This window comes from Streptomyces sp. NBC_01260 (assembly GCF_036226405.1).
Classification (GTDB): Bacteria; Actinomycetota; Actinomycetes; order Streptomycetales; family Streptomycetaceae; genus Streptomyces; species Streptomyces laculatispora.
Window position 1 is genome coordinate 7725998 of the sequence record NZ_CP108464.1, and the last position, 22859, is coordinate 7748856.

Annotated in this window: 19 protein-coding genes and 4 pseudogenes; 13 read left to right on the forward strand and 10 right to left on the reverse strand. The window is 70.6% G+C overall.

What is annotated here, in order from left to right; translation table 11 throughout:
* Positions 1 to 3: 3 nt before the first annotated feature.
* The 5 genes from OG322_RS34360 to OG322_RS41725 all read left to right on the forward strand — a co-directional run bounded on the left by OG322_RS34360 (position 4) and on the right by OG322_RS41725 (position 3188).
* Positions 4 to 219, forward strand: coding sequence for an MbtH family protein (locus tag OG322_RS34360; protein ID WP_123467710.1), 216 nt, complete (start codon positions 4 to 6; stop codon positions 217 to 219).
* Positions 220 to 229: 10 nt separating this feature from the next.
* On the forward strand, positions 230 to 1477 hold the full coding sequence (locus OG322_RS34365) for a cytochrome P450 (RefSeq protein WP_124286245.1): 1248 nt from the start codon (positions 230 to 232) through the stop codon (positions 1475 to 1477).
* 26 nt (positions 1478 to 1503) lie between these two features.
* Positions 1504 to 2262, forward strand: coding sequence for an SRPBCC domain-containing protein (locus OG322_RS34370; protein WP_123467706.1), 759 nt, complete (start codon positions 1504 to 1506; stop codon positions 2260 to 2262).
* Entirely contained in the window at positions 2262 to 2462 is a 201-nt protein-coding gene (locus OG322_RS34375) for a hypothetical protein (RefSeq protein WP_123467704.1), read from the forward strand. Before OG322_RS34370 ends, OG322_RS34375 begins: the two co-directional genes overlap by 1 nt.
* A gap of 396 nt (positions 2463 to 2858) precedes the next feature.
* Positions 2859 to 3188, forward strand: coding sequence for a transposase (locus OG322_RS41725; RefSeq protein WP_123469605.1), 330 nt, complete (start codon positions 2859 to 2861; stop codon positions 3186 to 3188).
* Here OG322_RS41725 and OG322_RS34380 read toward each other — a convergent pair.
* A pseudogene (locus OG322_RS34380) lies at positions 3107 to 4072 on the reverse strand (IS30 family transposase); the annotation flags it as partial. The gene OG322_RS41725 and the pseudogene OG322_RS34380 overlap by 82 nt on opposite strands.
* Positions 4073 to 4260: 188 nt before the next feature.
* Between OG322_RS34380 and OG322_RS34385 the strand changes: the two are divergent.
* Entirely contained in the window at positions 4261 to 5691 is a 1431-nt protein-coding gene (locus OG322_RS34385; protein WP_124286247.1) for a cellulase family glycosylhydrolase, read from the forward strand.
* A 399-nt stretch (positions 5692 to 6090) separates the two neighbouring features.
* Positions 6091 to 8136 (forward strand): galactose-binding domain-containing protein, encoded by a 2046-nt coding sequence (locus OG322_RS34390; protein ID WP_329307404.1) that lies wholly within the window; start codon positions 6091 to 6093, stop codon positions 8134 to 8136.
* Between the two features lies 1 nt (position 8137).
* Here the strand turns inward: OG322_RS34390 and OG322_RS34395 are convergent, their stop codons facing one another.
* Positions 8138 to 8731, reverse strand: a complete 594-nt coding sequence (locus OG322_RS34395; RefSeq protein ID WP_329307405.1) for a TetR/AcrR family transcriptional regulator — start codon at positions 8729 to 8731, stop codon at positions 8138 to 8140.
* A 497-nt stretch (positions 8732 to 9228) separates the two neighbouring features.
* On the opposite strand from OG322_RS34395, the gene OG322_RS34400 reads away from it, so the two are divergent.
* The 4 genes from OG322_RS34400 (at position 9229) to OG322_RS34415 (ending at position 14518) form a co-directional block, all read left to right on the forward strand.
* Positions 9229 to 11460 carry a serine/threonine-protein kinase gene (locus OG322_RS34400; protein WP_124286249.1) on the forward strand — a complete coding sequence of 744 codons (2232 nt, stop codon included), beginning with the start codon at positions 9229 to 9231 and terminating at the stop codon, positions 11458 to 11460.
* A 474-nt stretch (positions 11461 to 11934) separates the two neighbouring features.
* Positions 11935 to 12207 carry a polyprenyl synthetase gene (locus OG322_RS34405; RefSeq protein WP_124286250.1) on the forward strand — a complete coding sequence of 91 codons (273 nt, stop codon included), beginning with the start codon at positions 11935 to 11937 and terminating at the stop codon, positions 12205 to 12207.
* Positions 12204 to 13259, forward strand: coding sequence for a polyprenyl synthetase family protein (locus OG322_RS34410; protein ID WP_123467692.1), 1056 nt, complete (start codon positions 12204 to 12206; stop codon positions 13257 to 13259). The genes OG322_RS34405 and OG322_RS34410 overlap by 4 nt, the downstream gene beginning before the upstream one ends.
* A gap of 95 nt (positions 13260 to 13354) precedes the next feature.
* On the forward strand, positions 13355 to 14518 hold the full coding sequence (locus OG322_RS34415) for an oxygenase MpaB family protein (protein ID WP_266412718.1): 1164 nt from the start codon (positions 13355 to 13357) through the stop codon (positions 14516 to 14518).
* 287 nt (positions 14519 to 14805) lie between these two features.
* On the opposite strand, the gene OG322_RS41730 is transcribed toward OG322_RS34415, so the two are convergent.
* The 6 genes and pseudogenes from OG322_RS41730 to OG322_RS34435 all read right to left on the reverse strand — a co-directional run bounded on the left by OG322_RS41730 (position 14806) and on the right by OG322_RS34435 (position 19521).
* Positions 14806 to 14883 carry a 50S ribosomal protein bL37 gene (locus tag OG322_RS41730; RefSeq protein WP_370375332.1) on the reverse strand — a complete coding sequence of 26 codons (78 nt, stop codon included), beginning with the start codon at positions 14881 to 14883 and terminating at the stop codon, positions 14806 to 14808.
* Positions 14884 to 15050: 167 nt separating this feature from the next.
* Positions 15051 to 15293: pseudogene (locus OG322_RS41735) on the reverse strand (hypothetical protein); the annotation flags it as partial.
* Positions 15277 to 16335, reverse strand: a complete 1059-nt coding sequence (locus OG322_RS34420; RefSeq protein WP_124286254.1) for a dipeptide epimerase — start codon at positions 16333 to 16335, stop codon at positions 15277 to 15279. The gene OG322_RS34420 and the pseudogene OG322_RS41735, both read right to left, overlap by 17 nt.
* Positions 16332 to 17420 carry a PLP-dependent cysteine synthase family protein gene (locus OG322_RS34425; protein ID WP_329307406.1) on the reverse strand — a complete coding sequence of 363 codons (1089 nt, stop codon included), beginning with the start codon at positions 17418 to 17420 and terminating at the stop codon, positions 16332 to 16334. Before OG322_RS34425 ends, OG322_RS34420 begins: the two co-directional genes overlap by 4 nt.
* Positions 17417 to 18268: a Rossmann-like domain-containing protein gene (locus tag OG322_RS34430; protein WP_123467682.1), complete on the reverse strand. Its 852-nt coding sequence runs from the start codon at positions 18266 to 18268 to the stop codon at positions 17417 to 17419. Before OG322_RS34430 ends, OG322_RS34425 begins: the two co-directional genes overlap by 4 nt.
* On the reverse strand, positions 18265 to 19521 hold the full coding sequence (locus tag OG322_RS34435; protein WP_329307407.1) for an ATP-grasp domain-containing protein: 1257 nt from the start codon (positions 19519 to 19521) through the stop codon (positions 18265 to 18267). The genes OG322_RS34430 and OG322_RS34435 overlap by 4 nt, the downstream gene beginning before the upstream one ends.
* A 311-nt stretch (positions 19522 to 19832) precedes the next feature.
* Here OG322_RS34435 and OG322_RS34440 point away from each other — a divergent pair, with 311 nt between their 5' ends.
* Positions 19833 to 20756: an NADP-dependent oxidoreductase gene (locus OG322_RS34440; protein ID WP_123469599.1), complete on the forward strand. Its 924-nt coding sequence runs from the start codon at positions 19833 to 19835 to the stop codon at positions 20754 to 20756.
* Between the two features lie 172 nt (positions 20757 to 20928).
* Here the strand turns inward: OG322_RS34440 and OG322_RS34445 are convergent, their stop codons facing one another.
* Both OG322_RS34445 and OG322_RS34450 read right to left on the reverse strand, forming a co-directional pair.
* The gene (locus OG322_RS34445) at positions 20929 to 21561 is read right to left on the reverse strand and encodes an isochorismatase family protein (RefSeq protein WP_329307408.1); all 633 of its coding nucleotides are present in this window, start codon (positions 21559 to 21561) and stop codon (positions 20929 to 20931) included.
* A gap of 62 nt (positions 21562 to 21623) precedes the next feature.
* Positions 21624 to 22017: pseudogene (locus tag OG322_RS34450) on the reverse strand (AMP-binding enzyme); the annotation flags it as partial.
* Here OG322_RS34450 and OG322_RS34455 point away from each other — a divergent pair.
* Positions 22018 to 22657 (forward strand): annotated as a pseudogene (locus tag OG322_RS34455) (MFS transporter); the annotation flags it as partial.
* Positions 22658 to 22859 lie beyond the last annotated feature (202 nt).

Sequence of the window (22859 nt, forward strand, 5' to 3'; positions counted from 1 at the left end):
CCCATGACCAACCCCTTCGACGACCAGGACGGCACCTTCCTCGTCCTCGTCAACGACGAGAACCAGCACTCGCTCTGGCCGCAGTTCGCGGACGTCCCGGCCGGCTGGACCGTCGTCCACGGCCCCGACTCCCACGCCGCCTGCCTGGAACACGTCGAGCAGTCCTGGACCGACATGCGGCCCAAGAGCCTGGCCGACGCCATGAACGCCCAGCGGTAGCAAGGCCGACATGACCTCCGCCGACACACTGGGCGGGGCCCGCGAAAGCGCGGGCCCCGCCCGGCCCGACGACCTCGCCGCGGCCCTGTTCACCTCCGGGGCGCGGCGGGATCCGTACCCGCTCTACGCCCGCATGCGGAGCGAGGACCCGGTCCACCGAAGCCCCCAGGGCATCTGGTACCTCACCCGGTACGCGGACGTCGAGGCAGCCCTGGGCGACCTGCGGCTGTCAAACGACCGGGACCGGATGACCCGCGCCTACAGCGCGCTCGGCGGCGACCTCAAAGCCCTCAGCCGGCTCACCGAGCGACTAGGCCGGGTGATGACCAACACCGACCCGCCGGACCACGCCCGGCTGCGCAAACTGGCCAACAGAGCCTTCACCGCCCGGCGGGTGGAGGCACTGCGCGACGGCGTCCAGCGGATCGTCGACCGGCTCATCGACGAGGCGGTCGCGGCCGGGCCGGCCATGGACCTGATCGAGGCCGTCGCCTCCCCGCTGCCGATGTCCGTGGTCTGCGAACTCTTCGGCATTCCGGAAGAGGACCGACCGCAGGTCAAGAGCTGGTTCCGCCGCTTCGGCCGACTCAGCGAGGACATCGACAAGTCCGAGGCTGCGATCGACCAGTACGAGGAGTACCTGTTCGGGCTCATCCGGCAGCGCAGGCATGCACCGGGCGACGACCTGATCAGCGCCCTGGTCGCCACCCAGGCGCAGGACGACCGGCTCACCGACTCCGAACTGCTGTCCACCTGCTTCGTCCTGATCACCGCCGGCGACGAGACCACCACCCACCTGATCGGCAACGGCGTGCTTGCGCTGCTGCGCCACCCGGACCAGCTGGACCGGCTGCGCGCGGACCCGGACCTGATCCGAGGCGCCGTCGAGGAACTGGCCCGCTACGACACGGTGACCCAGGCGATCGTCCGGGTCGTCGCGCAGGACCTGGAGATCGGCGGACGGACGCTGCGGGAGGGTGAGTTGGTCTACCTGTTCCTCGGCGCGACCAACCGCGATCCCGAACGTTTCGAGGACCCCGACCGGCTCGATCTGTCCCGCCCGGGCAACCGGCACCTGAGCTTCGGCCACGGCCCGCACTTCTGCCTCGGCGGCCCACTGGCCAAGCTCCAGGCGGAGGTGGCCGTCGGCACCCTGGTGCGCAGGCTTCCCGAGCTGCGGCTGGCCGACGCGTCAACCCTGGACTGGCGGGACAACCCGCTGCAGCGGCGGCTGACCGCTCTCCCGCTCGCCTACTGACACTGAACGACGAAGGAGTACTGACCATGGCCCGAGAGTTCGAGGTCTGCCGGGAGCAGTACCTGCCCGTCCCGCCCGACCAGGTCTGGAACGCCGTCGCCACCGGCCCCGGCAACCTCGGCTGGCTCTATCCGATGGAAATCGAGCCGCGCGTCGGCGGAAAGGTCACCCGGGGAGATGCCACCGTCGTGGCGTGGGAGCCGCCGCATCACTTCGCTGTCCGGGCAACCCAGGAAGGCGGGTTCTCCAACACGCTCAGCTACCGCATCGAGTCGTCCGACGGCGTCGCGAGCCATCTGCGTATGGGAATCCACTGGGTGCACACGGGTGTCGTCGACGATGCCTGGAACTGGGACGCCAAGACGGACGTGGCCGAGAAGTACGTCGACTTCCACCAGCACGCCCTCGCCGAGTATCTCCGGCACTTCGCCGGCCGGCCCGCCGTCTACATCAGGTCCCAGCGCCCCGAACCCACTGCCGACCCGGCCGACTTCGCCGCCCTGCGCCGGCGCCTCGGCCTCGCCGACGACGCGGCCGTCGGCGACCGCTCCACGCTCCTGGCCCCCGGCCCCGAGCATGAACCCGTGGAGGTGGTCGTCGACTGGATCAGCACCGACTTCATCGGCCTGCGAGGCCCGGACGCCCTGTACCGGTTCTTCAACGGCAGCACCTGGAACGTACCGATCTGGCTCGGCCACCACCTGTTCGCCGCGAACAGCGACGAGGAGCAGACCACCAAGGCGTGGACCGCCTGGCTCGACGACACGCACGCCCAGGAGTTCTGATGGAAACCTCCACGCAGACTTTGCTCTTTGCCGCCGAACTCATCGAGGAGAACGGCACCCATACCCTCGTCGTCCAGGACGTGAGAAGAGATACCGTCCAGTCCACTCCAGTCCCCAAAGCCATGGTCGACAAGCTCCCTGTCTTCCTCTCGGCGCTCGTCGCCAAACTCCACCCGGCGCCGTCGCGACACCGCTGGTAGCCCGCTTCGGAAGCCGGCCCGGGCGCGGAGCGGGAGCGCCGGGGCCGGTTGGCCGCGACGGGGGCGCGACTGCACCGAACGACGGTCTCGCCTCGGCGCGGGGCCGTCGGCCCCGCGCCGAGGCGAGACGCGGCCGGTCGGCCGGGCTCACCATCGGCTTTGACTTCCACAACCGGGCCGCCCTGCGGGACCTCTTCCTAGAGCCTGACTGATGGTCGTGCTGCGGTTGGTGAGCCTGAGGTCAATGCAGGTCTACCTGGAAGGCGTGACCGGGGTCGGCGGGGCAGGTGAAGATGAACCGTTCCGGGTTCGGTAGAGACTCGATTCCGTGAAAGGACTGAGTCATGGCACGCCCTTCCTCCTACCCCCCCTGAGCTGCGCAAACGAGCGGTCCGTATGGTCGCCGAGGTCCGCGGTGACTACCCGAACGAGTCGGCAGCTCTGCGGGCGGTCGCCCAGAAGCTCGGCATCGGCTCGGCCGAGACCCTGCGGAACTGGGTCAAGCGCGAGGAGATCGACTCCGGGCAGCGGCCGGGGACGACCACGGAGGAGTCCGCGCAGATCAAGGCGATGAAGAAGGAGATCGTCGAGTTGAAACGGGCCAACGACATCCTGAAGGCGGCGGCCTTAGATTTATTGGTGTTCTTGTTGGTGCCACGTTGCCAGGGGCTGCGTGGCGCCGCGAAGAACACGTCGATGCCGGTGTCGGCACTGAGTCGCTTATGAGCTGCCAGTTCCATGCCGCGATCCCAGGTCGGCGTGCCGCGTAGGCGGGAATCCATGCGTGTGCAGGTCTCGGCCAGAGCGGGAACGACCACGGCGGTGTGACGGCTGGCGAGCTTCACGACGTGGAGAAACCGGGTCTTCCGGTCGACGAGTGTCGCGACCTGGCTGTTGTTCGAGCCGATCACCAGATCCCCTTCCAGGTGCCCGGACTCGCTGCGGTCCTCCGCGGCCTGGGGCCGATCCTCGATCGGCCGGGCATCGCGGATCTGTGAACGCCACTGTCCCTTCACCGTGTGACGCTTGTTCTTCCGGATCGGACGGCCGGTCCGTAGGCGTTTGCAGAGCTCGCGGGGCACCACTTTCCATCGGGTGATGTAGACCGACCGGTAGATCGTCTCGTGGCTGATCTGCATACCCGGGTCGTCACCGTGACGCAGACGCAGATGCCCGACGATCTGCTCCGGTGACCACTCCTCGCTCAGCAGGTCCAGCACCGTCTGCCTCAGTACGGGCTCGCGCGCGAGCAGGCACTCTTTCGGGCGCCGGCCGCGATCAAGTGCACGTTCCTGCGCGGCGACTGCCCGGTAGACGTCGCGTCCGCCGTTGTTGTTGACTTCACGGCCGACCGTGGAGACGGCACGCCCAAGCAGACCCGCGATCGACTGGTAGGAATCACCGGCGCACAGCCTTCGGGAGATCTCCTCCCGCTCCACCGGGGTCAGACTTCCGACGCGCTTCTTGCGGGGCGGCGGAGCGATTCCTCCATGGTGCTTGAGGACGGTGAACACCGAGCCGGGCGGCTTGCCGATTCCCCTCGAGATGACGCTGATCGACTCCCCGGACCTCCACCGCCGCCACAGATCAGCCTTCATCTCATCCGACATCCCCGGCCGCCCCAGTCTCGCCACATCTACCGCCCTCGACCTGCGCTGTTGCGCTGACCCCTTGAATCCAAGGCCGCCAACTTCCGCCAACTCCCGCGAACTTCTGTGAACTTAACCCACCCGCCAGTAGCATCCGACCGGCCAGTAGCACGCCGGCCCAAGCCGCCACCCTCGAAAGGGTCTCCCGAATGCGCTTGACCTCCCGCGTCGCCCCCGCCGCCCTTGCCGTGGCCGCCCTCCTGCTCGGCGTCCTCCCCGCGCAGGCCCAGGCCCACCCCGACCGTGCCCCCGGCCGTGCCCCCGACCGGGTCACGGTCGGTGACCGCACCTTCATCGCCGACGGCCAGGGCCGCGCGCTCCAGTGGCGCGGCTTCAACCTCGCCGACAAGAGCAGCCGAGGCACCAACGCGTTCGCCGACATCCACAAGAGCGACCTCAAAGACATGGCCGCCCGGGGCTTCAACCTCGCGCGCCTCGCGTTTCTCTGGGACGACCTCGAACCCACCCCCGGGCACTACGACCGCGGCTACCTCACCAAGATGCGCCGCATCCTCGACTGGGCCGACGACTACCACATCAAAGTCATCCTCGACGCCCACCAGGACGTATACGGTCCCCACTTCGGCTCCCGCGGCGTCCCCGACTGGGCCACCCGCGACGAGGGGCTGCCGTTCACGCCGATACCCGGCGACTGGTTCTCCCAGTACTTCGAGCCATCCGTACAGACCGCCTTCGACCACCTGTACAAGGACGCCGACCTCCGCGCCGCGCACGCCCGCATGTGGATGACGGTCGCCTCCGCCCTGGGCGGGCACCCGGCGCTGCTCGGCTACGACCTGATGAATGAGCCGTTCGCGAAGTTCCTCGAAGGCGAGGATCTCCCCGCCGCCGCAGCCCGCTTCGAGGCCACCGAGCTCACCGAGCTGTGGAACCGGCTTGCCAGGGCGATCCGCATGGTCGACCACAGGTCGTGGGTATTCGTCGAACCAACCGTCATCGTCGGTGTCGGCGTCCCAACCCAGATGGGCCACATCGACGACCCGCACACCGGCTACGCGCCGCACTTCTACGAGACCGCGATGGAAACCGGCGCCGACTACGACCCCAACGGCACCTTCATTCCCGCCTACGAGGCTGCGATCAGCGACTACCCGACCCGCAACCGCATGCCAGTGATTGTGGGGGAGTGGGGCGGCAACCCCGACGTTCCGCACGCAAGCCAGTTCGTCACCGACATGACGGCCTCCCTGGACCGCTTCTCCAGTGGCTGGACGTGGTGGCAGTGGTGCCGGGGCGGCGGCTACTGCTTCCTGGACCAGACGGGCGCTGCGAAGCCCAACGCCCAGCTGCTCGTCCAGCCGTACGCGCGGGCCGTCGCGGGCGACCCGCTCAAGTTCGCGTACGACCCGGCTGCACGCACCTACTCGCTCACCTTCCGCACCCGCGACAACGCGGAGGGGCCCACTCGGATCACCGTGCCCAGGGACACCTACCCAGCCGGATATCGCGTCGATGTCCAAGGCAGCCGGGCCAGTTGGGACGATCACGGACAGACCGTCACCGTGAGCACGCACGGCAGGGCCGGAGCCACCTACAGGGTCACGATCAGCCCGAGGTAGCCCACCCGATTCGATCAGGGCCGCGGCCCGCGGCCCCGCATCAACTGAAGAGATGCCTTCTCCACGTCACTGCGGGCAAGCACCAGCCTCCGGTGCCGGTGACACCACCTCCCCCGGGCCATGCGCTCGACTCCGTCATCTCGGGCTCCGGCACGCCCTTCAGAACCGCCCCTTGAGCAGGCCTTTCTCCCCGACCGGATTCAGGCCCTCGAGCCGGGCCCGTCTGGCCAACCGCTCGGCTCGTTCGAGAGGGCCTTGTCGGTCAGTGGAGCTGACGAGGCATCAAACAGGTCACCCGTCCCGGACTCTTGACTGTTTGTCAGGTGCGCGCCATTCTCGACGAGACCTACGCGCGAGTAAGTTAGCGCGTTCCCATCCCGGACAGTGAAGGTAGCCCGGATGACCCTTCTCCGCAGACGCGGACTGTTTGCCGTCGTCGTCACCCTCCTGCTGGCTCTCGGCGTGGGCTCCCCGTCCGCCGTCGGCGCCGACGCACCCTGGTGGGAGCCCACGGCGCGGCCCGCCGCCGATTCACAGATCAACGTCACCGGCGAACCCTTCCACGGCACCGACAGTCAGGGCCGGGTCAGTGGCTTCATCGACGCGCACAATCACGTGATGTCCAACGAGGGCTTCGGCGGCCGCATAATCTGCGGCAAGCCGTTCTCCGAAGCGGGTGTCGCCGACGCCCTCAAGGACTGCCCCGAGCACTATCCCGACGGCTCGCTCGCCCTCTTCGAGAACGTCACCGGCGGTTCGAACGGGCACCACGACCCGGTGGGCTGGCCGACGTTCAAGTCCTGGCCCGCCCACAACTCCCTCAGCCACCAGCAGAACTACTACGCCTGGCTGGAGCGGGCCTGGCGCGGCGGCCAGCGGATCCTGGTCAACGACCTGGTCACCAACGGCCTGTTGTGCTCGATCTACGTCAGGGACCGCGGCTGCAACGAGATGGACGCCATCCGCCTCGAAGCCCGTAAGACCTACGAGATGCAGGACTACATCGACAAGATCTACGGCGGAACGGGCAAGGGCTTCTTCCGTATCGTCACCGACTCCACCCAGGCCCGCCAGGTCGTCGCGGAGGGCAAGCTCGCCGTGGTGCTCGGCGTCGAGACCTCGGAGCCCTTCGGCTGCCGGCAGATCCTCGACGCCCCCCAGTGCAGCCAGGCCGACATCGACAGCGGTCTGGACGAGCTGTACAAGCTGGGTGTGCGCAGCATGTTCCTGTGCCACAAGTTCGACAACGCCCTGTGCGGGGTGCGGATGGACTCCGGCACCATCGGAACGGCCGTGAACATCGGCCAGTTCCTCTCCACCGGCACCTTCTGGAAGACGGAGAAGTGCAGCGGTCCGCAGCACGACAACCCCGCCGGTAACGTGGCCGCCCCGGCCGAGGTGACCAAGCTGCTGCCCGCCGGCGTCAAGGTGCCCGCGTACGACAGCGGCGCGCAGTGCAACACCCGGGGGCTGACCCGCCTCGGCGAGTACGCGGTCAAGGGGCTGATGAAGCGCAACATGATGGTCGAGGCCGACCACATGAGCGTCAAGGCGGCCGCCCGTACCCTGGACCTGGTGGAGTCGGCGAACTACCCCGGCGTGCTCTCCAGTCACAGCTGGATGGACGACGGCTGGCTGGAGCGCGTCTACCGCCTCGGCGGCTTCAAGGCCTCGTACATGTCCAGCGCCGACAGCTTCGACAAGGAGTCCGCCGCCACCAGGGCGCTGCGCCAGAAGTACGGCGTCGGACTCGGCTACGGCACCGACATGAACGGCGTCGGCGGCTGGCCGGGACCGGTCGGACCGGATGCCCCCAACGCGGTCAAGTACCCCTTCCGCAGCGCCGACGGCGGCTCCGTCATCGACCGTCAGCAAACCGGCGAACGCACCTGGGACTTCAACACCGACGGTGCGGCCCAAGTCGGCATGGTGCCCGACTGGATCGAGCAGATCCGGCTCAGCGGCGGCAAGGACACGGTGCAGGACCTGCTCGGCGGCGCGGAGTCCTACCTCCGCACCTGGAAGGCGACCGAACTTCACAAGCCCGCACCCAACCTCGCCGCCGGCGCCGCGGCGAGCGCGAGCGCCACGGAGTGGAACCCGATCACCAGCTACGCCGCCGGGAAGGCCGTGGACGGCGACACCAGCACGAGATGGGCGAGCGGCTGGTCGGACGACCAGTGGCTGCGGCTCGATCTGGGCGGTTCCCGTACGGTCGGCAAGGTCTTCCTGGACTGGGAACAGGCCTATGCGCGGGCCTACCGGATCGAGGTCTCGGACGACGGGACCACGTGGCGGACCGTGTGGTCCACGGACGCCGGGGACGGAGGCCTGGACAACGCGGTGTTCAGCCCGGTGCAGGCGCGGTACGTCCGTATCCACGGCGTGACGCGGGCCACCAAGTACGGCTACTCGATCAACGAGGCAGCGGTCTACAGCCGCTGAGCTACTCCCGCACCAACGTCAGGATCTGGTCCGCGACGATGTCCAGCACGGCGCCCGCCTTCTCCTCGTCACCCAGCACGAGGAAGTTCAGGGTGAGCCCGTCGGTCAGCGCGGCCAGATACCTGACGGCCTCGGGCTCGGGCACCGTCAACTCCACGCCGAGGACCGAGGGGAGTTGCCGGATCGCTTTCGTGTGTGCCGCGAGATAGCCCTCGTACTGCCGCCGGGCGAGATGCTCGTAGCCGGGCTCCCGCAGGGCGTACTGGGTGAGTTCGTACGTCAGCATGTGCTCGCCGGGATTGGCCAGCACATGATCCCAGTACGCCTGGAGCCCGGCGCGGACCGTCTCGCGCAGGGTGGGTCTGCGGATGAGCGTGGTGAGGACGTCCGACTCGGAGTGCTCGGAGATGGCGTCCACCACCGCTTCGAGCAACTCCTTCTTGGAGTCGAAGCAGTAGTGGAAAACGCTCAGCGAAACACCCGCCTCCGCCACGACGGACCGCGTCGTGGTCTTCGCGACACCGTCGCGGGCCATCACCCGGATCGCCGCCTCGACCAGTTGCCTGCGCCGCTGCGCCGACGGCATCCGCCCCATGGCGCCTCCTCCCCTGACCGGCGTAAGCATACGCCGCGAGGTGTGCGGGGGAGCGGCTGCTGTGACGGCCCCGCGGTCTCCTGGCCCCCTGACCGTGCAGGCCCGCCAGGGCGCCCCGCTGCCGACCGGGGGACTGGCTCAGCCGCCGCGGCTGTCCTGTGAAGTGAGGCCACGGCACCGGACTGGATCGTGCCGCCATCCGGTTGGGTTGACATTGTCCTCACGGAGGCCGGCCGACACAGTTGTCGACCAGGTGAACCGTCAGGTGCGGTTGAGCTTCATGGGCCGGCCGGTCGCTCCGGTGGGACTGGGGAGGGGGAGTCCGGCCGCGCCGGATGCGCGGTGTGCGTCGCTGCCGCATGGCGGGCGAGGGTGTCCGGCAGGTTCTTTCGTCACCCGCTTTGCCCTGGCGTACCGCCCTGCCGCTAGTTTGTGTCCAGGACAGGTACGCAGGCCCGTGGCGGCGCGAGTGCACGGGAGACAGGAGGTCGGGAAGAGTGTCGCTGCGCGGAGGTGATCCAGCGGAGATCGGCGGCTATCCGCTTGAGGCGCGGCTCGGCTCGGGTGGCATGGGCACGGTCTTTCTGGCCCGTACGAGTTCGGGGCGGCCTGTCGCGATCAAGCTGATCCACCAGCAGTTCGCGGGGGACGATGAGTTCCGCATCCGTTTCCGGCAGGAGGTGGCGGCGGCGAGGCGGGTGAGCGGCGCGTTCACCGCCGCCGTGGTCGACGCTGCCCCCGAGGCCGAGCAGCCGTGGATGGCGACGACCTATATCGAGGGACACACCCTCGCCCAGCGCATCGCCGCGAAGGGCCCGCTGAACGGGGCGGAGCTGAGGAGGCTCGCCATCGGGCTGGCCGAGGCGCTGCGCGACATCCACCGGGTGGGGGTCGTCCACCGTGACCTCAAGCCCTCGAACGTCGTGCTCTCGCCCGAGGGGCCGCGCGTCATCGACTTCGGCATTTCGCGCGCCGCGGACCAGCAGACGCTGACGATGACAGGGCGGGTCATCGGTACGCCGCCCTTCATGTCGCCGGAGCAGTTGCAGGCGCCGCGTGGTGTGGGGCCGCGGTCCGATGTCTTCTCGCTGGGGACGCTGCTGGTGTACTCCGCGACGGGCCGAGGGCCCTTCGACGCGGACAGCCCCTACATGACGGCATATCAGGTGGTGCACGAGGAGCCGTCGCTGGGTGCCGTGCCGCTGGCTCTGCGCGCGGTCGTCGAGTCGTGCCTGGACAAGGAGCCCGAGGGGCGCCCCTCGGCGGACGAACTCCTTGTGCTGCTGCGGGACCTGCCCGCCGACCTCGGTGGGACCGACACGAACGGGGCCGGCGCGGGCCGCACCCGCGACATGATCACCCAGCCCCACTTGGGGACGCGTGCCACCCCGGCGCCGACTGCCCCGGCCGGCCCCGACACGGGGAGCACCGGCACCCCCATCGGCCGCCGTCTGCGTCGCCGATGGCGTCCTGTGCTCGCGGCCGCGGTCGCGGTGGCAGCGATCGGCGGGGGAGCCGCCGCGCTGAAGGCCGGCGGCTTCGGCGGCAACAGCGAGGGCGACAAGGGCAACAGCGTCGCGGCGCCGGGTGCCGCCCTTCCGAACGGCTTCGAGCCGTGGCGCAAGACCGTGCGGGGTGGTCGCGAGGACATCCCCGACGAGCTGCGTTGCGTCGCGCGCGGTGACGCGCTGTTCTGCGGGGGCGGCAGTGTTGTCGCGACCCGAATCAGGGCCCTGGACGGCTCGCGGGTGTGGACGGCGAAGAGCCCGGGCGTCCCCGTCCAGGGCATGCACCTGGTGGGCGCCACCGACGACACGGTGCTCGGATACCGCTTCGCCGCCGAGGATGCCCCGCAGGACCCGCCCAGCGAGGTGGTGGCCATCGACGCGAACAGTGGCCGTGAGCTGTGGTCCGTGCCCTCCGGCGCCCAGTCGACGGCCGTCACGGGCCGGACCCAGGACGCCGTCGTGGTCGGCTCCGCCGTCGTGACGGTCGACGCCTACAACTCCCGCTTCGAGGCCCGGGACGCGCACCGCGGTGACGTCACCTGGACGACGCCGTTCCCCGCGGGTACCCAGTGCGCTCCCGTCTCGGAGGGCCCGCAACTCTTCGCGATGTGCGCGACGAATACGGAGGTGGATGCCCTGGAGGTGCGCCACCCCACCCTGTACACGGTCGACCGCGCCTCGGGGAAACTGGGCAGGCCCATCGCGGTTGACGGCCCCGCCGTGCCGATGGGCTTCGCCAACGGCAGGCTCGTCCTCCTTCAGGGGCATATGGAAGGCACGGCGCTGGCAGGCTACGACGGGGTGGCGCGGGTCGACCCGGCCTCGCGGAAGGTCACGTACTCCCGACTGGCCGAGACATACGCGGGCACGCCCGGCATGGCGGGCGGCACCGTCTACGTGAGCAGGCAGACCGGTCTCGTCACAGCGCTCGACCCCGCGACCGGCCGGAAGAAGTGGTCGCGGCAGACGGGCGTGGAGGGCGCGTCGGGTCCCGTCGCGGGAGCCGAAGCGCTGTATTTCAGCTCGGCCACCGGCCGGGTGGTCGCGCTCTCGCCGCACGACGGCAAACCCCTGTGGACAACAGACCCGCAGGCCGATGGTCTGACGGGCGAGGAGGGCGCAAGCCCGCGCGTGACCGTTGCCGGGCGTGCGGTCATCGTGGCCGCGGCCAAGAACACTCTCTTCGCCTTCGACGCGCAGAACCCGCCGAAGTCGGGCTGACGTCGGCGGCACCGGCCGCCTTCCTCGCCGTGCGGACACCGCGGCGGCTCACTCGGCGCCGCCCACGCGGCTAGGCCGCATCGGTGCGAGTGCGCCGCGCCCGTGGCGAGGGACGCTCGGCCTCGCAGCACGCAAGGGATCCCCTGAAGCCGTCGCGGGCCATCGAACGTGCCTGCCGCATCGAGCGGTTGAGGCTGCGCGGGTGCGAAGAGTCCTGCGGGCGGCGTTGCGGAGCCGGTGGTGGCCTTTGGCGGCTGCGCGCCGGGCGCCTTGCCGCGCCGGTCTCCTCCGGCTCCAAGCGGCTGGAGACCTTCGGCGCAGGGTTCGCTCGGCACAGGAATGTGATCCGTACGGTCGAACGATGTGATCACTCGATCGTGAGTTGTTCCGCCCTCGGGCCGGGTACGGCGCGATGCTCGCAAGGACGGCGCGCGACCGGCGCCGCCTGGATGTGCACGGGGTGGGGGACACGGGATGACGCGGGAAACGGACCGGTGGAAGGGCCTGGACGGCCAGGCGGTACTGCTGATGGCAGGGCTGACCGATCTGGCCGTGAGCACGCTGGGTTCTGCCCTGGGGACGGTGCGGGGACTGCTGCGCCGCTCGGATGCCGCGGAGCTGGCTGCGGAGGCCGAGCGCGACCTCACGGCGCGCGGGCGTCTGGTGCTGGACCGGTACACGGCCGTGCCCCCGGCGCACCTGGAGATTCTGGCCCGGCGCGCCCTGGCTCGGCAGGTCGGACGATGACGTCCGACCAGTGGGAGCCGGCCGCGTTCAAAACCCGCGTCGACGAGATCCTGCACCGCTTCGTCGCCGAGGAGGCAGACCGGTTCGCGGCGATCGATCCGCTCCTGGACCCGGTCGCCGAGCAACTGGAGGCGGTGGTCGCGGACGGCAAGCGGCTGCGTGCGGCTTTCTGCTACTGGGGCTGGCGGGCGGTGGGGCAGCCGGACAACGACGCGCTGGTGCGGGCGGCGGCCTCCCTGGAGCTGGTGCATGCCGCTGCGGTCGTGCACGACGACCTCATCGACGACAGCCCGTTGCGGCACGGGCGGCCCACCGCGCACATCGCCCTGCGCGGTGCCGTACGCCGTCGCCCGCGCGCCGACGCCGCGGCCAGGTCGCTGGCGATGCTGGTGGGAGACCTGCTCATGGCGCTGGCCGGGCAGCTCTTCGCCACCAGCGGTCTTCCCGCCGCGTATCTGGCCCGGGCCCGCCCGTTGTGGTCGGTGATGGCCCGCGAGCTGATCGCGGGCGAGTGCCTGGAGATCCTCCGTACCGGAGCCGGTCCGGACACCGCGGCGTCGCTGAAGGTGATCCGCTACAAGACAGCCAAGTACACCGTGGAACAGCCCCTGCTCATCGGCGGGGCCCTGGCAGGGGCCGGGACGCGGCTGCGCGAGGGCTACAGCGCGTACGGACTGCCGCTGGGCGAGGCGTTCCAGCTGCGGGACGACCTGCTCGGCCTGTTCGGAGACCCGGAGCTGACCGGCAAGGCCGGCGCCGACGACGTGCGCGGACACCGGCCCACGGCCTTGCTGGCAGAGACCTGGCGCCTCGCCGCCGACGACGAGCGGGAGCGGCTGCGTGCCCTCATGGGCCGACGCAACCCGGGCGCAGCGGAGTTGGAGGCGGTCCGCGAGGTGATGCGCGGGCTCAGGGCGCCCACCCGCATCGAGGACATGATCAACGCACGGGTCGGGGAAGCGCTCGATGCCCTGAACGAGTTCGATGTGCCGACGCACGCCGTCGCCGCCCTGACCGCACTGACGCAGTCTGCGGCGCTCCGCCTGTCCTGACGCTCGCACCGGGGTGGCGCAAAGCCCGTGCCTCCCTCCGCCACCGGCGCTCGCGCCGGTCGTGGACGATCCCGTGGAAAGCAAGGAACCCTGCCATGACCTACACCGAGGCATCGATGGACGTCCTGCGCCAGGGCGGTGACGAACTCGCCGACGCCACCGTCGCCGCACTCTTCGAACGCGGGGAGGTGGGCACGTTCAACACCTTGATGCGCTACGTCTCCACCGCCGGTGCTCCTCTGCCGGACAGGTTGCCCGACGTCGCGCGCGAGTACCTGGAGGCCACCCGTGTCCCACCGGCCTGGGTGGACTGGGAGGAGATGGAGAAGGCCCGGCTGTTCTTCATCGACAACAACGTGCACATCTCCACCGCACTGTCCTTCGCCTCCATGCCCGCCTGCTACGTCGTCCCCCATGTGGCGAAGCTGCTGTCGACCACGCACGGGCTGAAGTACCCCTCCAAACGGATGGCGGAGACCGGGCAGTTCACCGTCTACCTGATGCAGCCCGACGCCTTCGAGGCCGGCGGCCGCTTCGTCCCGGCAGCCCAGAAGGTCCGCCTCCTGCACGCCTCCATCCGTCATCACCTCACACGCGAGAACCGGTGGGACACCGAGGTGCTCGGAACTCCGATCTGTCAGGAGGACATGATCGGCGGGCAGATGTTCTTCTCGATGCTCGTGCTGGACAGCCTGCACCGGCTGGGCATCCACATGTCGGTGGAAGGCGCGGAAGCCTACTACTACGCCTGGCGTGTTGTCGGTGCCATGCTCGGCGTCGACCAGGACGCCGTCCCCGAGACCCTGGACGAGGCCCGCCAGTATCTCGACCTGTACATGGTCCGGCACATGGGGCCTTCCGAGGAGGGCGTGCTCCTGACCGGGCAGCTCATTGACCTCTACGAGGAGGTGGTGCCCGGGACCCTTCTCGATCCGATCGTCTCCGCTCTCATCCGCTACCTCGTCGGCGACACCTGCGCCGACTGGCTCGCGGTGCCCCGCACCCCGTGGGGCACCGTAGTCAAGACCCTGCCCCATCTCCTCGGCGTGCTGGAGACCATCGAGGACCGCTCCCCGCTCGGCGCCTGGGCGCTGGACCGCCTCGGTCACCTCACCTCCGTCCTCGAGCTGTCCTCCCTCACCCGCGGACGTGTCATGCACTACGCCATCCCGGAGCAGCTCAAGAAGGAGTACGGCATCTCCGGCACGGTGCCCCGTACTCGCCGGTGGACCCCGCCGGCCGCCACAGTCAGTTCCTGACCGACGGCCGGCCCGAGCAGTGCCCGGGTGATGTCCGGCAGGAGAGAGCCGTCCCCGGCTGCCCGCTCTGCACGCCTCGGTCCACACCCAAGAGTCCGGGCCCCGGGCGAGCGTGACCAGAGCTGCTCCGAACCGTTCCGATGTGAGCCGTTCCGCTTTGAACCTTCTCGCGCATACGCCGCGTACGGAGCCGGGCGTCCTGCCGGAACGCGTCTGGCGGGACGGCGCACGGCGCCGGAAAGCGCATCCGGGGTGGCTCGAGCCACCCCGGATGTGTCGGCGGGTCCTCAGGTCTGGGGACGCTTGCCGTGGTTTGCGCCGTTCTTGCGGCGGGCCTTCTTCTTGCGACGTCGCTTCGAGGACATCAAACCCTCCTTGGTCTGCTGTTCCATCCAGTATCTGCTGGAATGTCGCCTGCTGCGATCGCTGTGCCCCTACCCACCGATGTGGCGGCAAACGCCTGAGGCGGATACATGTAGGTGGCATGTGCCACGGCCCGGCGACAGCTCTTTGCCCTGTGCCGTCGAATCCTGGTGGCGAACACATTGAACAGGGCGAACGCCTCGGCCCTGCGCTCGGCCGACTCCCGCGTGATGCGGGTGCGCACGGCGGGGTTGCGCAGCGCCCCGAAGACGGCCGCCGACATGCCCTGGTTCTCGCCGAGGTGCGTAGTGAGGCAGGGATGAGGAGGCGGAAGCCGTTCTGACGCCGAGCTGGTTGAGCAGCAGGGCTGTACCGCGAGCGGGGAACTGCGCATCTCACGCCACGTCCTCATACGGCACCACCTCCTGAACCCCCAGGCCGGGAAGGCCGCTTGTGCGTACGACGCCGTCCTCGCCGCCGATGCCGGTCCACGGGTCGCGGGCGAGCAGCAGGTGTCCGTCGAGGTCGGTCCAGCGGGCCCTGCCGGCCAGGTGCACGGCAGGCGCGAGGCCCAGGCTGCTGGCGGTGAGGCAGCCCAGCATCAGCTCCGTGCCGCTGCCGTCGATCGCCTCGGCGATGCGCAGGGCGGCACGCACCCCGCCGCACTTGGCGAGCTTGACGTTGACGCCCTGGACGCGTCCGGCCAGGCGGCGCACGTCCTCCAGGCCGACGGCGTCCTCGTCGGCGATGACCGGCAGCGGTGAGCGCTCCGCCAGTGCGCCCAGCGCCTCGGGGTCACCGGGCGCGAGGGGTTGTTCGACGGCCTCGACGCCGAGGTCGGCGAACCGGGGCAGCAGCGCCTCGGCCTGTGACGTAGTCCAGGCGCCGTTGGGGTCCAGCAGGATCCGGGCCCGGGGAGCGATGTCGCGGATGACGCGTACGCGCTCCACGTCGTCCTCCGGGTCGGCGCTGCCCGCCTTGACCTTGATGACCTCGAATCCGCTCGACGCCAGACGGCGGGCCTGAGCCGCCGCGTGGGTGAGGGAGGTGATGCCGATGGTGCGGGCGGTGGCCGCGAGCGGAGGGCGCCCGGCGCCGAGCAGACGGTGGACGGGGCTGCCCGCCCGTTTGCCGACGAGGTCGAGCAGCGCGGCCTCGGTGGCGGCGGTCACGGCCGGGGGAGCGCCGTCACCGGCCGGCTCGCCCGCCCACAGCGCCTCCAGGGCGCTCTCGGGATCGGCGAAGCGGCCGAGGTCCCTGCCGACGGCGGTGAGGAGCCGCTCCAGCGTCTCGGTGTCGAGCCGGTAGAAGGCGCTGGTGACGGCCTCGCCGTGGCCGACGGCGCCGTCGTGTTCGACGGCCAGCCACAGGGCGTCACGGGCGGACATGGTGGAGCGGGAGATGCGCAGCGGCTCGGCGAGTTCGAGGCGTACGGTGCGCAGGACGGTCTTCACGGGGTCCTTTCGGGACGGGGTGCGGCCCTCAGCGGATCGGAAACGCGGGTGCAGCGCACCCAGCCGGTGGCCTCGGCCGCTCGGGCGTGCGGGATCTGAACGGGGTGGGCGGCCGCCGTGGCGGGGTCGAGGCCGTGGGCCACGGTGAAGTCGTCGTCGTAGACCGTGCCGAGGTAGCGGTGCGGGCCGTCGGGGAAGACGGTGGCGACGACCGCGCCGGGGTCGACACGGGCGGCCCAGGCGGCGACGCGGGCGGCGGCCCCCGTGCTCCAGCCGCCGCTGACGAAGCTGCCGCGGGCCAGCCGGCGGCAACTGTCCACGGCCTCGGCCGGGCCGACCCAGTGGACCTCGTCGAAGGCGTCGTAGGCGACGTTGCGCGGGTGGATGCTGCTGCCCAGGCCGCGCATCAGCCTCGGCCGAACGGGCTGGCCGAAGATGGTGGAACCGGTTGCGTCGACCCCGATCAGCCGCAGCGCGGGCCAGCGCCGGCGCAGCGGACCGATGATGCCGGCGCTGTGGCCGCCGGTACCGACGCTGCACACCAGGACGTCCAGGTGGTCGAGACGGGCGATGAGCTCGGCGGCCAGGGAGGCGTAACCGGCTTGGTTGTCGGGGTTGTTGTACTGGTCCGGCCAGTACGCACCGGGCAGGACGGTGAGCAGCTCCCGCACCCGGTCCAGCCGTGCGGCCTGCCAGCCGCCCCGGGACGCCGGACGGTCCACGATCTCCAGCCGCACCCCGTGAGCGCGTAGCAACTGCCTTATGCAAGGCTCCAGTTCGCTGTCGCCGACCAGTGCGACGGGATGGCCGAGGGCTTGGCCCGCGAACGCGAGCCCGATGCCGAGCGTGCCGGAGGTGGACTCCACCACCGGTGCGCCGGGGAGCAGTTCACCACGCTCATGGGCGCCCAGCAGCATCGACACGGCGGCCCGTGCCTTCATGCCGCCCGCCGCGAGCCCTTCGAGCTTGGCCCAGAAGCCGGGGTGCGGGCCGGGCAGGTCGGCGGTGACGCGGACCAGGGGGGTGCGGCCGAGCAGGGTGAGCAGTTCCGGGCGGGCCGTGGAGCGCACAGCCGTCGTGGTCATCGGCCGTCCTTCGGGCGCGGACCATAGCGGTGCACGGTGCCGAGACCGCCGTCGAGCCAGAAGAAGGGGTACGGCTCGGCGCACACCGCGCTCACCCCGTGACCCAGGAAGCGGGGCAGGACGGCGCTGCCGGTCTGGGCGAACATCACCAACTGCTTGCCGTACGCCGACGCGTGCTGCCGCAGCGGCTCGAAGGTTCCGTTGCCCAGTGTCATCCCGGACACGAGCAGGGCGTCACAGCGGCCGGCCTCGGCGAGCGCATCGGTGGCGACCGCATCGTCCCACTCGGTCAGCCCGCCCTTGAGATCGCAGGGAGCATAGCTCAGACCGCGCGAACGCAGCTCCTCCAGAAGGGAGTTGACGACGCCGACGACCAGTACGGTCGCCCCGGGCGGCAGGTCGAGCAGCTCGACGACGGCGTTCGCCCGGTCCCGGGACTTCTCCAGCGACGTCCCGGCGGGCAGCGGAACGGGCCGCGCCCCGTTCTCCTGAGTGTGCGGAGTGACGTGCATCAGATAGGCGTCCAGCGCGGCCACGCGCACCGGGAGCAGCGGATGCTCCAGCAGTCGGGCCACGTCCGCGCCCACGCAGTCCTCGACCGCACCGTCGGGCAGCGCCCCGGGCTCGACCGCGCACGAACCGACGGCCCCGGCCAGCCGCAGGCTGAGCACCTCGTTGCGGTAGCCGGTGCCCCGCCCGGCGTGCCGTACGGCCTGCCGTGTGGTGAAGGCGACGGCGATCCGCTCCGAGGCGGGATCCGGACCCAGCTCACCGGCGCGGACGCACGCCACGAGCTCGTCGTACGTCGTGTACGTCGAGACCGCCGCGGTGCGCGTCGCGCCGGTCATCGGATCACCATCGCGGAGCGCAGCTCACCGAGCAGAACCTCGGCGCGGTCGCGGGCGCCCAGCCCCTCGGCATCGCCCGTCATGATGTGTCCGAGGTACTCGTTGTTGCTGCCCGCCGCCTTCACCTGCGTTCCCGGCTCGGCGAGTCGCACCTCCAGCACACCCGGCGCGTCCCGGAGTCCGTCACCGTCCAGTGACGTGAGCGTGCCCGAGGTCTCCGGCACGAGGAAGCCGATGGCCGCGCTGCGCAGCGCGGTGCGGCCGCCCCGTACATCGGGCTCGCGGCCGAGGGACACCTGAACGAAGGACGCGGTCAGGTCGACGCCGGTCACGTGACGGACCAGTTCGGTGATGCGGTTCCCGGCGGGCCGGGGATTCACCTCGACCACCCGCGGACCGGTGGAGGTCAGCTTGATCTCGGTGTGCGCCACGACGCCGTCGGTGAGGTCGAGTGCCTTGACCGCGGCAAGGGCGGTCTGCTCGGCGGCCTCGGTGTCCGCGGCCGACAGGGCGGCCGGGAACATGTGTCCGGTCTCGATGAACGCGGGCGACCCGCCGATGCTCTTGTCGGTCACCCCCACCACATGGACCGTGCCCCCGTGCGACACCGTCTCGACGCTCACCTCCGGGCCGTCCAGCATCTCCTCCAGCAGGACGGCGGAATCCCGCAGCTGCCCGCGGGCGTTGACCGGGAACGCGGTCAGCGCCCCCACGGCGGCGGCCAGTTGCGCCTCGTCATCCACGCGTCGCACGTACATCCCCGCGCACAGGTCGACAGGCTTGACGACCAGCGGGTAGCCGATCTCCCGCGCGGCCCGCGCGAGGTGGGCCCACTCCTCGTGCACGGCGAAGCGCGGCCCCGGCACTCCGGCGTCGGCGAGGACCCGGCGGGTGCCGTCCTTGCGGCAGGCGTTGCGGACCGCCTCCGGGTCCGGGCCCGGCAGGCCCAGACGCCCGGCGATCCGGGCCGCCGTGGGCAGGTAGTAGTCGCAGGACGTGAGGACGCCGTCGAAGCGCAGTACCTCGTGCAGCCGGTCGATCAGCGGCAGCAGGGCGTCGGTGTCGTTGGTGTCGGCGGTGATGACGTTGCGGGCGCCGAGCAGCGGGTGCGCGGCCCCGTCGGGCGCCGAGCGGAGGTAGTGGTGCAGGTCGCGGGTGAGCAACGTGAACGCGTGCCCACCCTCCCGGATCGCCCGTGGCAGCAGTCTGCTCATCGACCCGACCCAGCTCTCGACCATCAGCAGATGACCCACAACTCCCCTTTTCACGCTCTTGTTTCAGACGTCAGACGGCAGGCGGCAGGTTGGAGCACCCTCGGACGGGAGGGGGCGGAGGCTGCGCACCGCATACGGTATCGATAATCATTTTCAGTTACCAGTCTCGCCTTGTCCACCCTGGCGCGGTTTCGGTGACTCACTGCGCGCACGGCGTGATCGGATACCTTGGCGGTTGTCCTCGCGGAGGTCGGCGGACTCCGGCCAGGACGATCCCGATCGCCGGGCCCGGATACCGCGCGATGCCGTACACGCGGCAACCGCGACACCTGAGTCGAGATCGGAGCATGATGAAGGCAGTCCGATTCAGCCGGTTCGGAGGCCCGGAGGTCCTTGAGATCGTGGATCTCCCCGATCCGCATCCCGGTCCCGGCCAGGTCCGCATCGCGGTGCGCGCGGCCGGCGTCAACCCGAGCGACTGGAAGAAGCGCGAGGGCCTGATGGACCGGGAGCTCCCGCAGACCATGGGGTACGAGGCGGCGGGCTTCGTCGATGAGCTCGGCGAGGGCGTCGCGGATGTGGCCGTCGGCGATCGCGTGTTCGGCTTCTGTGCCGAGGGGGTGGCCCAGGCCGAGCTGGCGGTGCTGTCCTCCTATGCGCCGGTCCCGCCGTCGCTCGGCTTCCCCGGCGCTGCCGCCCTGCCGGCCGCCATTGAGACGGCCACGCGCGCGCTCGACCAGCTGGGCGTCGGGGGCGGCGGCACGCTGCTCATCAGCGGCGCCTCCGGAAGCGTCGGCAGCGCCGCGGTTCAGCTCGCCGTCGTGCGCGGTGCGCGTGTGATCGGCACCGCCGGTCCGGCGAACCACGCCGGCCTCCGCTTGCTGGGGGCCGAGCCCGTCGCCTACGGCGAGGGTCTCGTCGAGCGGGTTCGCGCGCTCGCTCCCGACGGCGTCGACCTCGCGCTCGACGTCGCCGGGAGCGGTGTACTGCCCGAGCTCATCGAGCTCGCGGGCGGCCCAGGGCACGTCGTGACGATCGCCGACTTCGCCGGTGCGCGGGAGCACGGGGTGCGGTTCAGCAGCGGGGACGCCGGCCGTGCGCTCCACGCGCTCGGCGCAGTCGGCGAGTTGATCGAGTCCGGGCGCTTCTCGCTCCCGGTCGCGCGTACCTTTCCGCTCGCCGGGGTCGCACAGGCGCACCGGGCCGGCGAGGGCGGTCACGTGCGCGGGAAGCTCGTACTGGTGGTCGGCGATCCGGCACCCGGGGCCGAGTGACGCACCCGGACAGGACGAAGGAGCGTTCCACGGCGTGGTGTCCGTCCCCTGCGTGCCCGGACGTCCGGCCGCGGAGATGAGCGCTCCGAGCCGCGCAGGCAGCTGCCGACGTCGCCGGGCCGGGCGGCGACGTTGGCGCGCAGCCGCTCAGGGACTCACGGCCGCCGCCGGGTCAGCTCCCTTCGAAGACGGCTCGGGCGCTGGTGACGACGGCGCACTTGCCGGCGGCCCAGCGCAGTGCCATCGCATGGTCCTTGGCGCAGAAGCCGGCCACCGCGTCGGCCACCACGAAGGCCTGGATGTCCTGCATCCAGGCGTCGCACGCCGTCATGAGGACGCCGATGTGGGCGTAGACGCCGGTGATGACGATCTGGTCCCGGCCCTGTTCGCGCAGCCGCTCCAGAAGGTCGGTGCGCACGAAGCCGCTGTACTTCCACTTGGTGAGCACCGTGTAGCCCTCGTCGGGCGCGACGTCACCCGCGATGGCGACGGCGTACGGGTCGTCCGGCAGGCCCGGACCCCAGAAGTCCTGCTGCAGTCCGCGCTCGTCGGGAATCTGGCCGCCGGGCTGCGCGGTATAGATCACCGGTATGCCGATTCGCGTCGCCTCTTTCTTCAACTCAGCCACGTGCGACAGCAGTTCGGGAATGGGTGCGGACCGCCGGTCGTAGGCCGACAGGAAGTAGTTCTGCAGATCGTGGACGAGGAGTACCGCACGCGCGGGGTCCACGGTCCACTCGACCCGGTTGGCGGGGAGCTCGTCGGCGCTCGGCATGGGGTACGGGGCAATGGCGGGCAGGGCCATGGTGCTGGGATTCCGTTCAGGGGTTGGGGAATGCCGGGCCGGGGCGGCGGGCCCGGGAGGGTTCAGGCGGTCGGGGAGGCGGCTGCGCCGCGGTCCGCGGCGGCCCGCAGGTCCTTCTTGGAGATCTTCCCGACACCGGTCTGCGGGAAGGTCTCCACGAACTCGACCCGGTCCGGCACCTTGTACGCGGCCAGACCCCGTTCCCGTACGAACCGCTTGATGTCCACCGGCTTCAGCGGACCCGCGCCCGGGTGCGGGATCACGTAGGCGCAGACGCGTTCGCCCAGATACGGGTCGGGCTCGGCCACCACATTGGCGTCGTGCACGGACGGGTGGGCGAGGATGTGGTTCTCCACCTCCTCGGCCGCGATCTTCTCGCCGCCCCGGTTTGATCTGGTCCTTGGCGCGCCCCTCGACGACGATGTGCCCGCTCCCGGTGACGCGGACGACATCGCCCTGCTCGCCCGCCGCTATGTGCCCGCGGTGCCCCCGTCGACGCGGCGGACCACGTTCGATCTGCGGGGGCCCTGCTGCTCTCTCCCGGACTAGCCGTACTGGTGTTCGATCTGGCCGAGGTCGCCCACGGCCGCACCGTCCCGGCCACGGCCGGTGTGTGCCTGGGGCTGGCGATGCTCGCCGGCTTCACCGTGCACGGCCTGGGGCCCGCCGCACGCCGCTGGTCGACCCCTGGCTGTTCACCCGGCCGCCCTTCGGCGCCGTCGCCGTCGCCCTGCTCGTCCTGGGCGCGTCGGTGTCCGGGACGACGTTCCTGCTGCCGCTGTACTTCCAGACCGGCCGCGGGGAGGCCGGGTTGCTGCTCGCCCCCCAGGGGCTCGGCGCGGCGGCCGGGTCGGTGCTGGTCAACCGCACCATCAGCAAGGTCGCGCCGAGGACCCTGGTGGTCACCGGCATCGTGCTGATCCTCGCCGGCACGGCCCCGTTCACCCAGCTCGGCCACGACCTCCCGGATGCCGTGATTGCCGCGGCACTCGCGGTCCGCGGCGTCGGGATGGCCATGGTCGGCGCGCCCGTGATGAACATCGTCTGCAGCCGCATCGAGCCCGGGCATCTCCCGAAGTCGGCGTACGCGTCGAACTCACCGGCCCGGCGGTTCCAGTCGTTGACCTCGCTGCTGACCCGCGCCTCGCGTGGTGCGGGCGATCGTCGCGACGGCGATCCTCGGCGGTGAGGTGTCGTACGCGTTGGAGAGGCGGATCCTGGCCAGGTCGCCGCCTTCGGTGACGCGGACGACCTGGCGTACGGACTGGGAATGGTGTTCATGACCGACGTCTAATGGG

What these genes read in the sequence shown, in the direction of transcription:
- OG322_RS41730 (WP_370375332.1), bottom strand. Translation starts at nt 14,883, where the DNA reads ATGTCCTCGAAGCGACGTCGCAAGAAGAAGGCCCGCCGCAAGAACGGC.
- OG322_RS34410 (WP_123467692.1), top strand. Translation starts at nt 12,204, where the DNA reads ATGACGTCCGACCAGTGGGAGCCGGCCGCGTTCAAAACCCGCGTCGAC.
- OG322_RS34360 (WP_123467710.1), top strand. Translation starts at nt 4, where the DNA reads ATGACCAACCCCTTCGACGACCAGGACGGCACCTTCCTCGTCCTCGTC.
- OG322_RS34390 (WP_329307404.1), top strand. Translation starts at nt 6,091, where the DNA reads ATGACCCTTCTCCGCAGACGCGGACTGTTTGCCGTCGTCGTCACCCTC.
- OG322_RS34395 (WP_329307405.1), bottom strand. Translation starts at nt 8,731, where the DNA reads ATGGGGCGGATGCCGTCGGCGCAGCGGCGCAGGCAACTGGTCGAGGCG.
- OG322_RS34370 (WP_123467706.1), top strand. Translation starts at nt 1,504, where the DNA reads ATGGCCCGAGAGTTCGAGGTCTGCCGGGAGCAGTACCTGCCCGTCCCG.
- OG322_RS34415 (WP_266412718.1), top strand. Translation starts at nt 13,355, where the DNA reads ATGACCTACACCGAGGCATCGATGGACGTCCTGCGCCAGGGCGGTGAC.
- OG322_RS41725 (WP_123469605.1), top strand. Translation starts at nt 2,859, where the DNA reads ATGGTCGCCGAGGTCCGCGGTGACTACCCGAACGAGTCGGCAGCTCTG.
- OG322_RS34430 (WP_123467682.1), bottom strand. Translation starts at nt 18,268, where the DNA reads ATGACCGGCGCGACGCGCACCGCGGCGGTCTCGACGTACACGACGTAC.
- OG322_RS34375 (WP_123467704.1), top strand. Translation starts at nt 2,262, where the DNA reads ATGGAAACCTCCACGCAGACTTTGCTCTTTGCCGCCGAACTCATCGAG.
- OG322_RS34440 (WP_123469599.1), top strand. Translation starts at nt 19,833, where the DNA reads ATGAAGGCAGTCCGATTCAGCCGGTTCGGAGGCCCGGAGGTCCTTGAG.
- OG322_RS34445 (WP_329307408.1), bottom strand. Translation starts at nt 21,561, where the DNA reads ATGGCCCTGCCCGCCATTGCCCCGTACCCCATGCCGAGCGCCGACGAG.
- OG322_RS34405 (WP_124286250.1), top strand. Translation starts at nt 11,935, where the DNA reads ATGACGCGGGAAACGGACCGGTGGAAGGGCCTGGACGGCCAGGCGGTA.
- OG322_RS34385 (WP_124286247.1), top strand. Translation starts at nt 4,261, where the DNA reads ATGCGCTTGACCTCCCGCGTCGCCCCCGCCGCCCTTGCCGTGGCCGCC.
- OG322_RS34365 (WP_124286245.1), top strand. Translation starts at nt 230, where the DNA reads ATGACCTCCGCCGACACACTGGGCGGGGCCCGCGAAAGCGCGGGCCCC.
- OG322_RS34425 (WP_329307406.1), bottom strand. Translation starts at nt 17,420, where the DNA reads ATGACCACGACGGCTGTGCGCTCCACGGCCCGCCCGGAACTGCTCACC.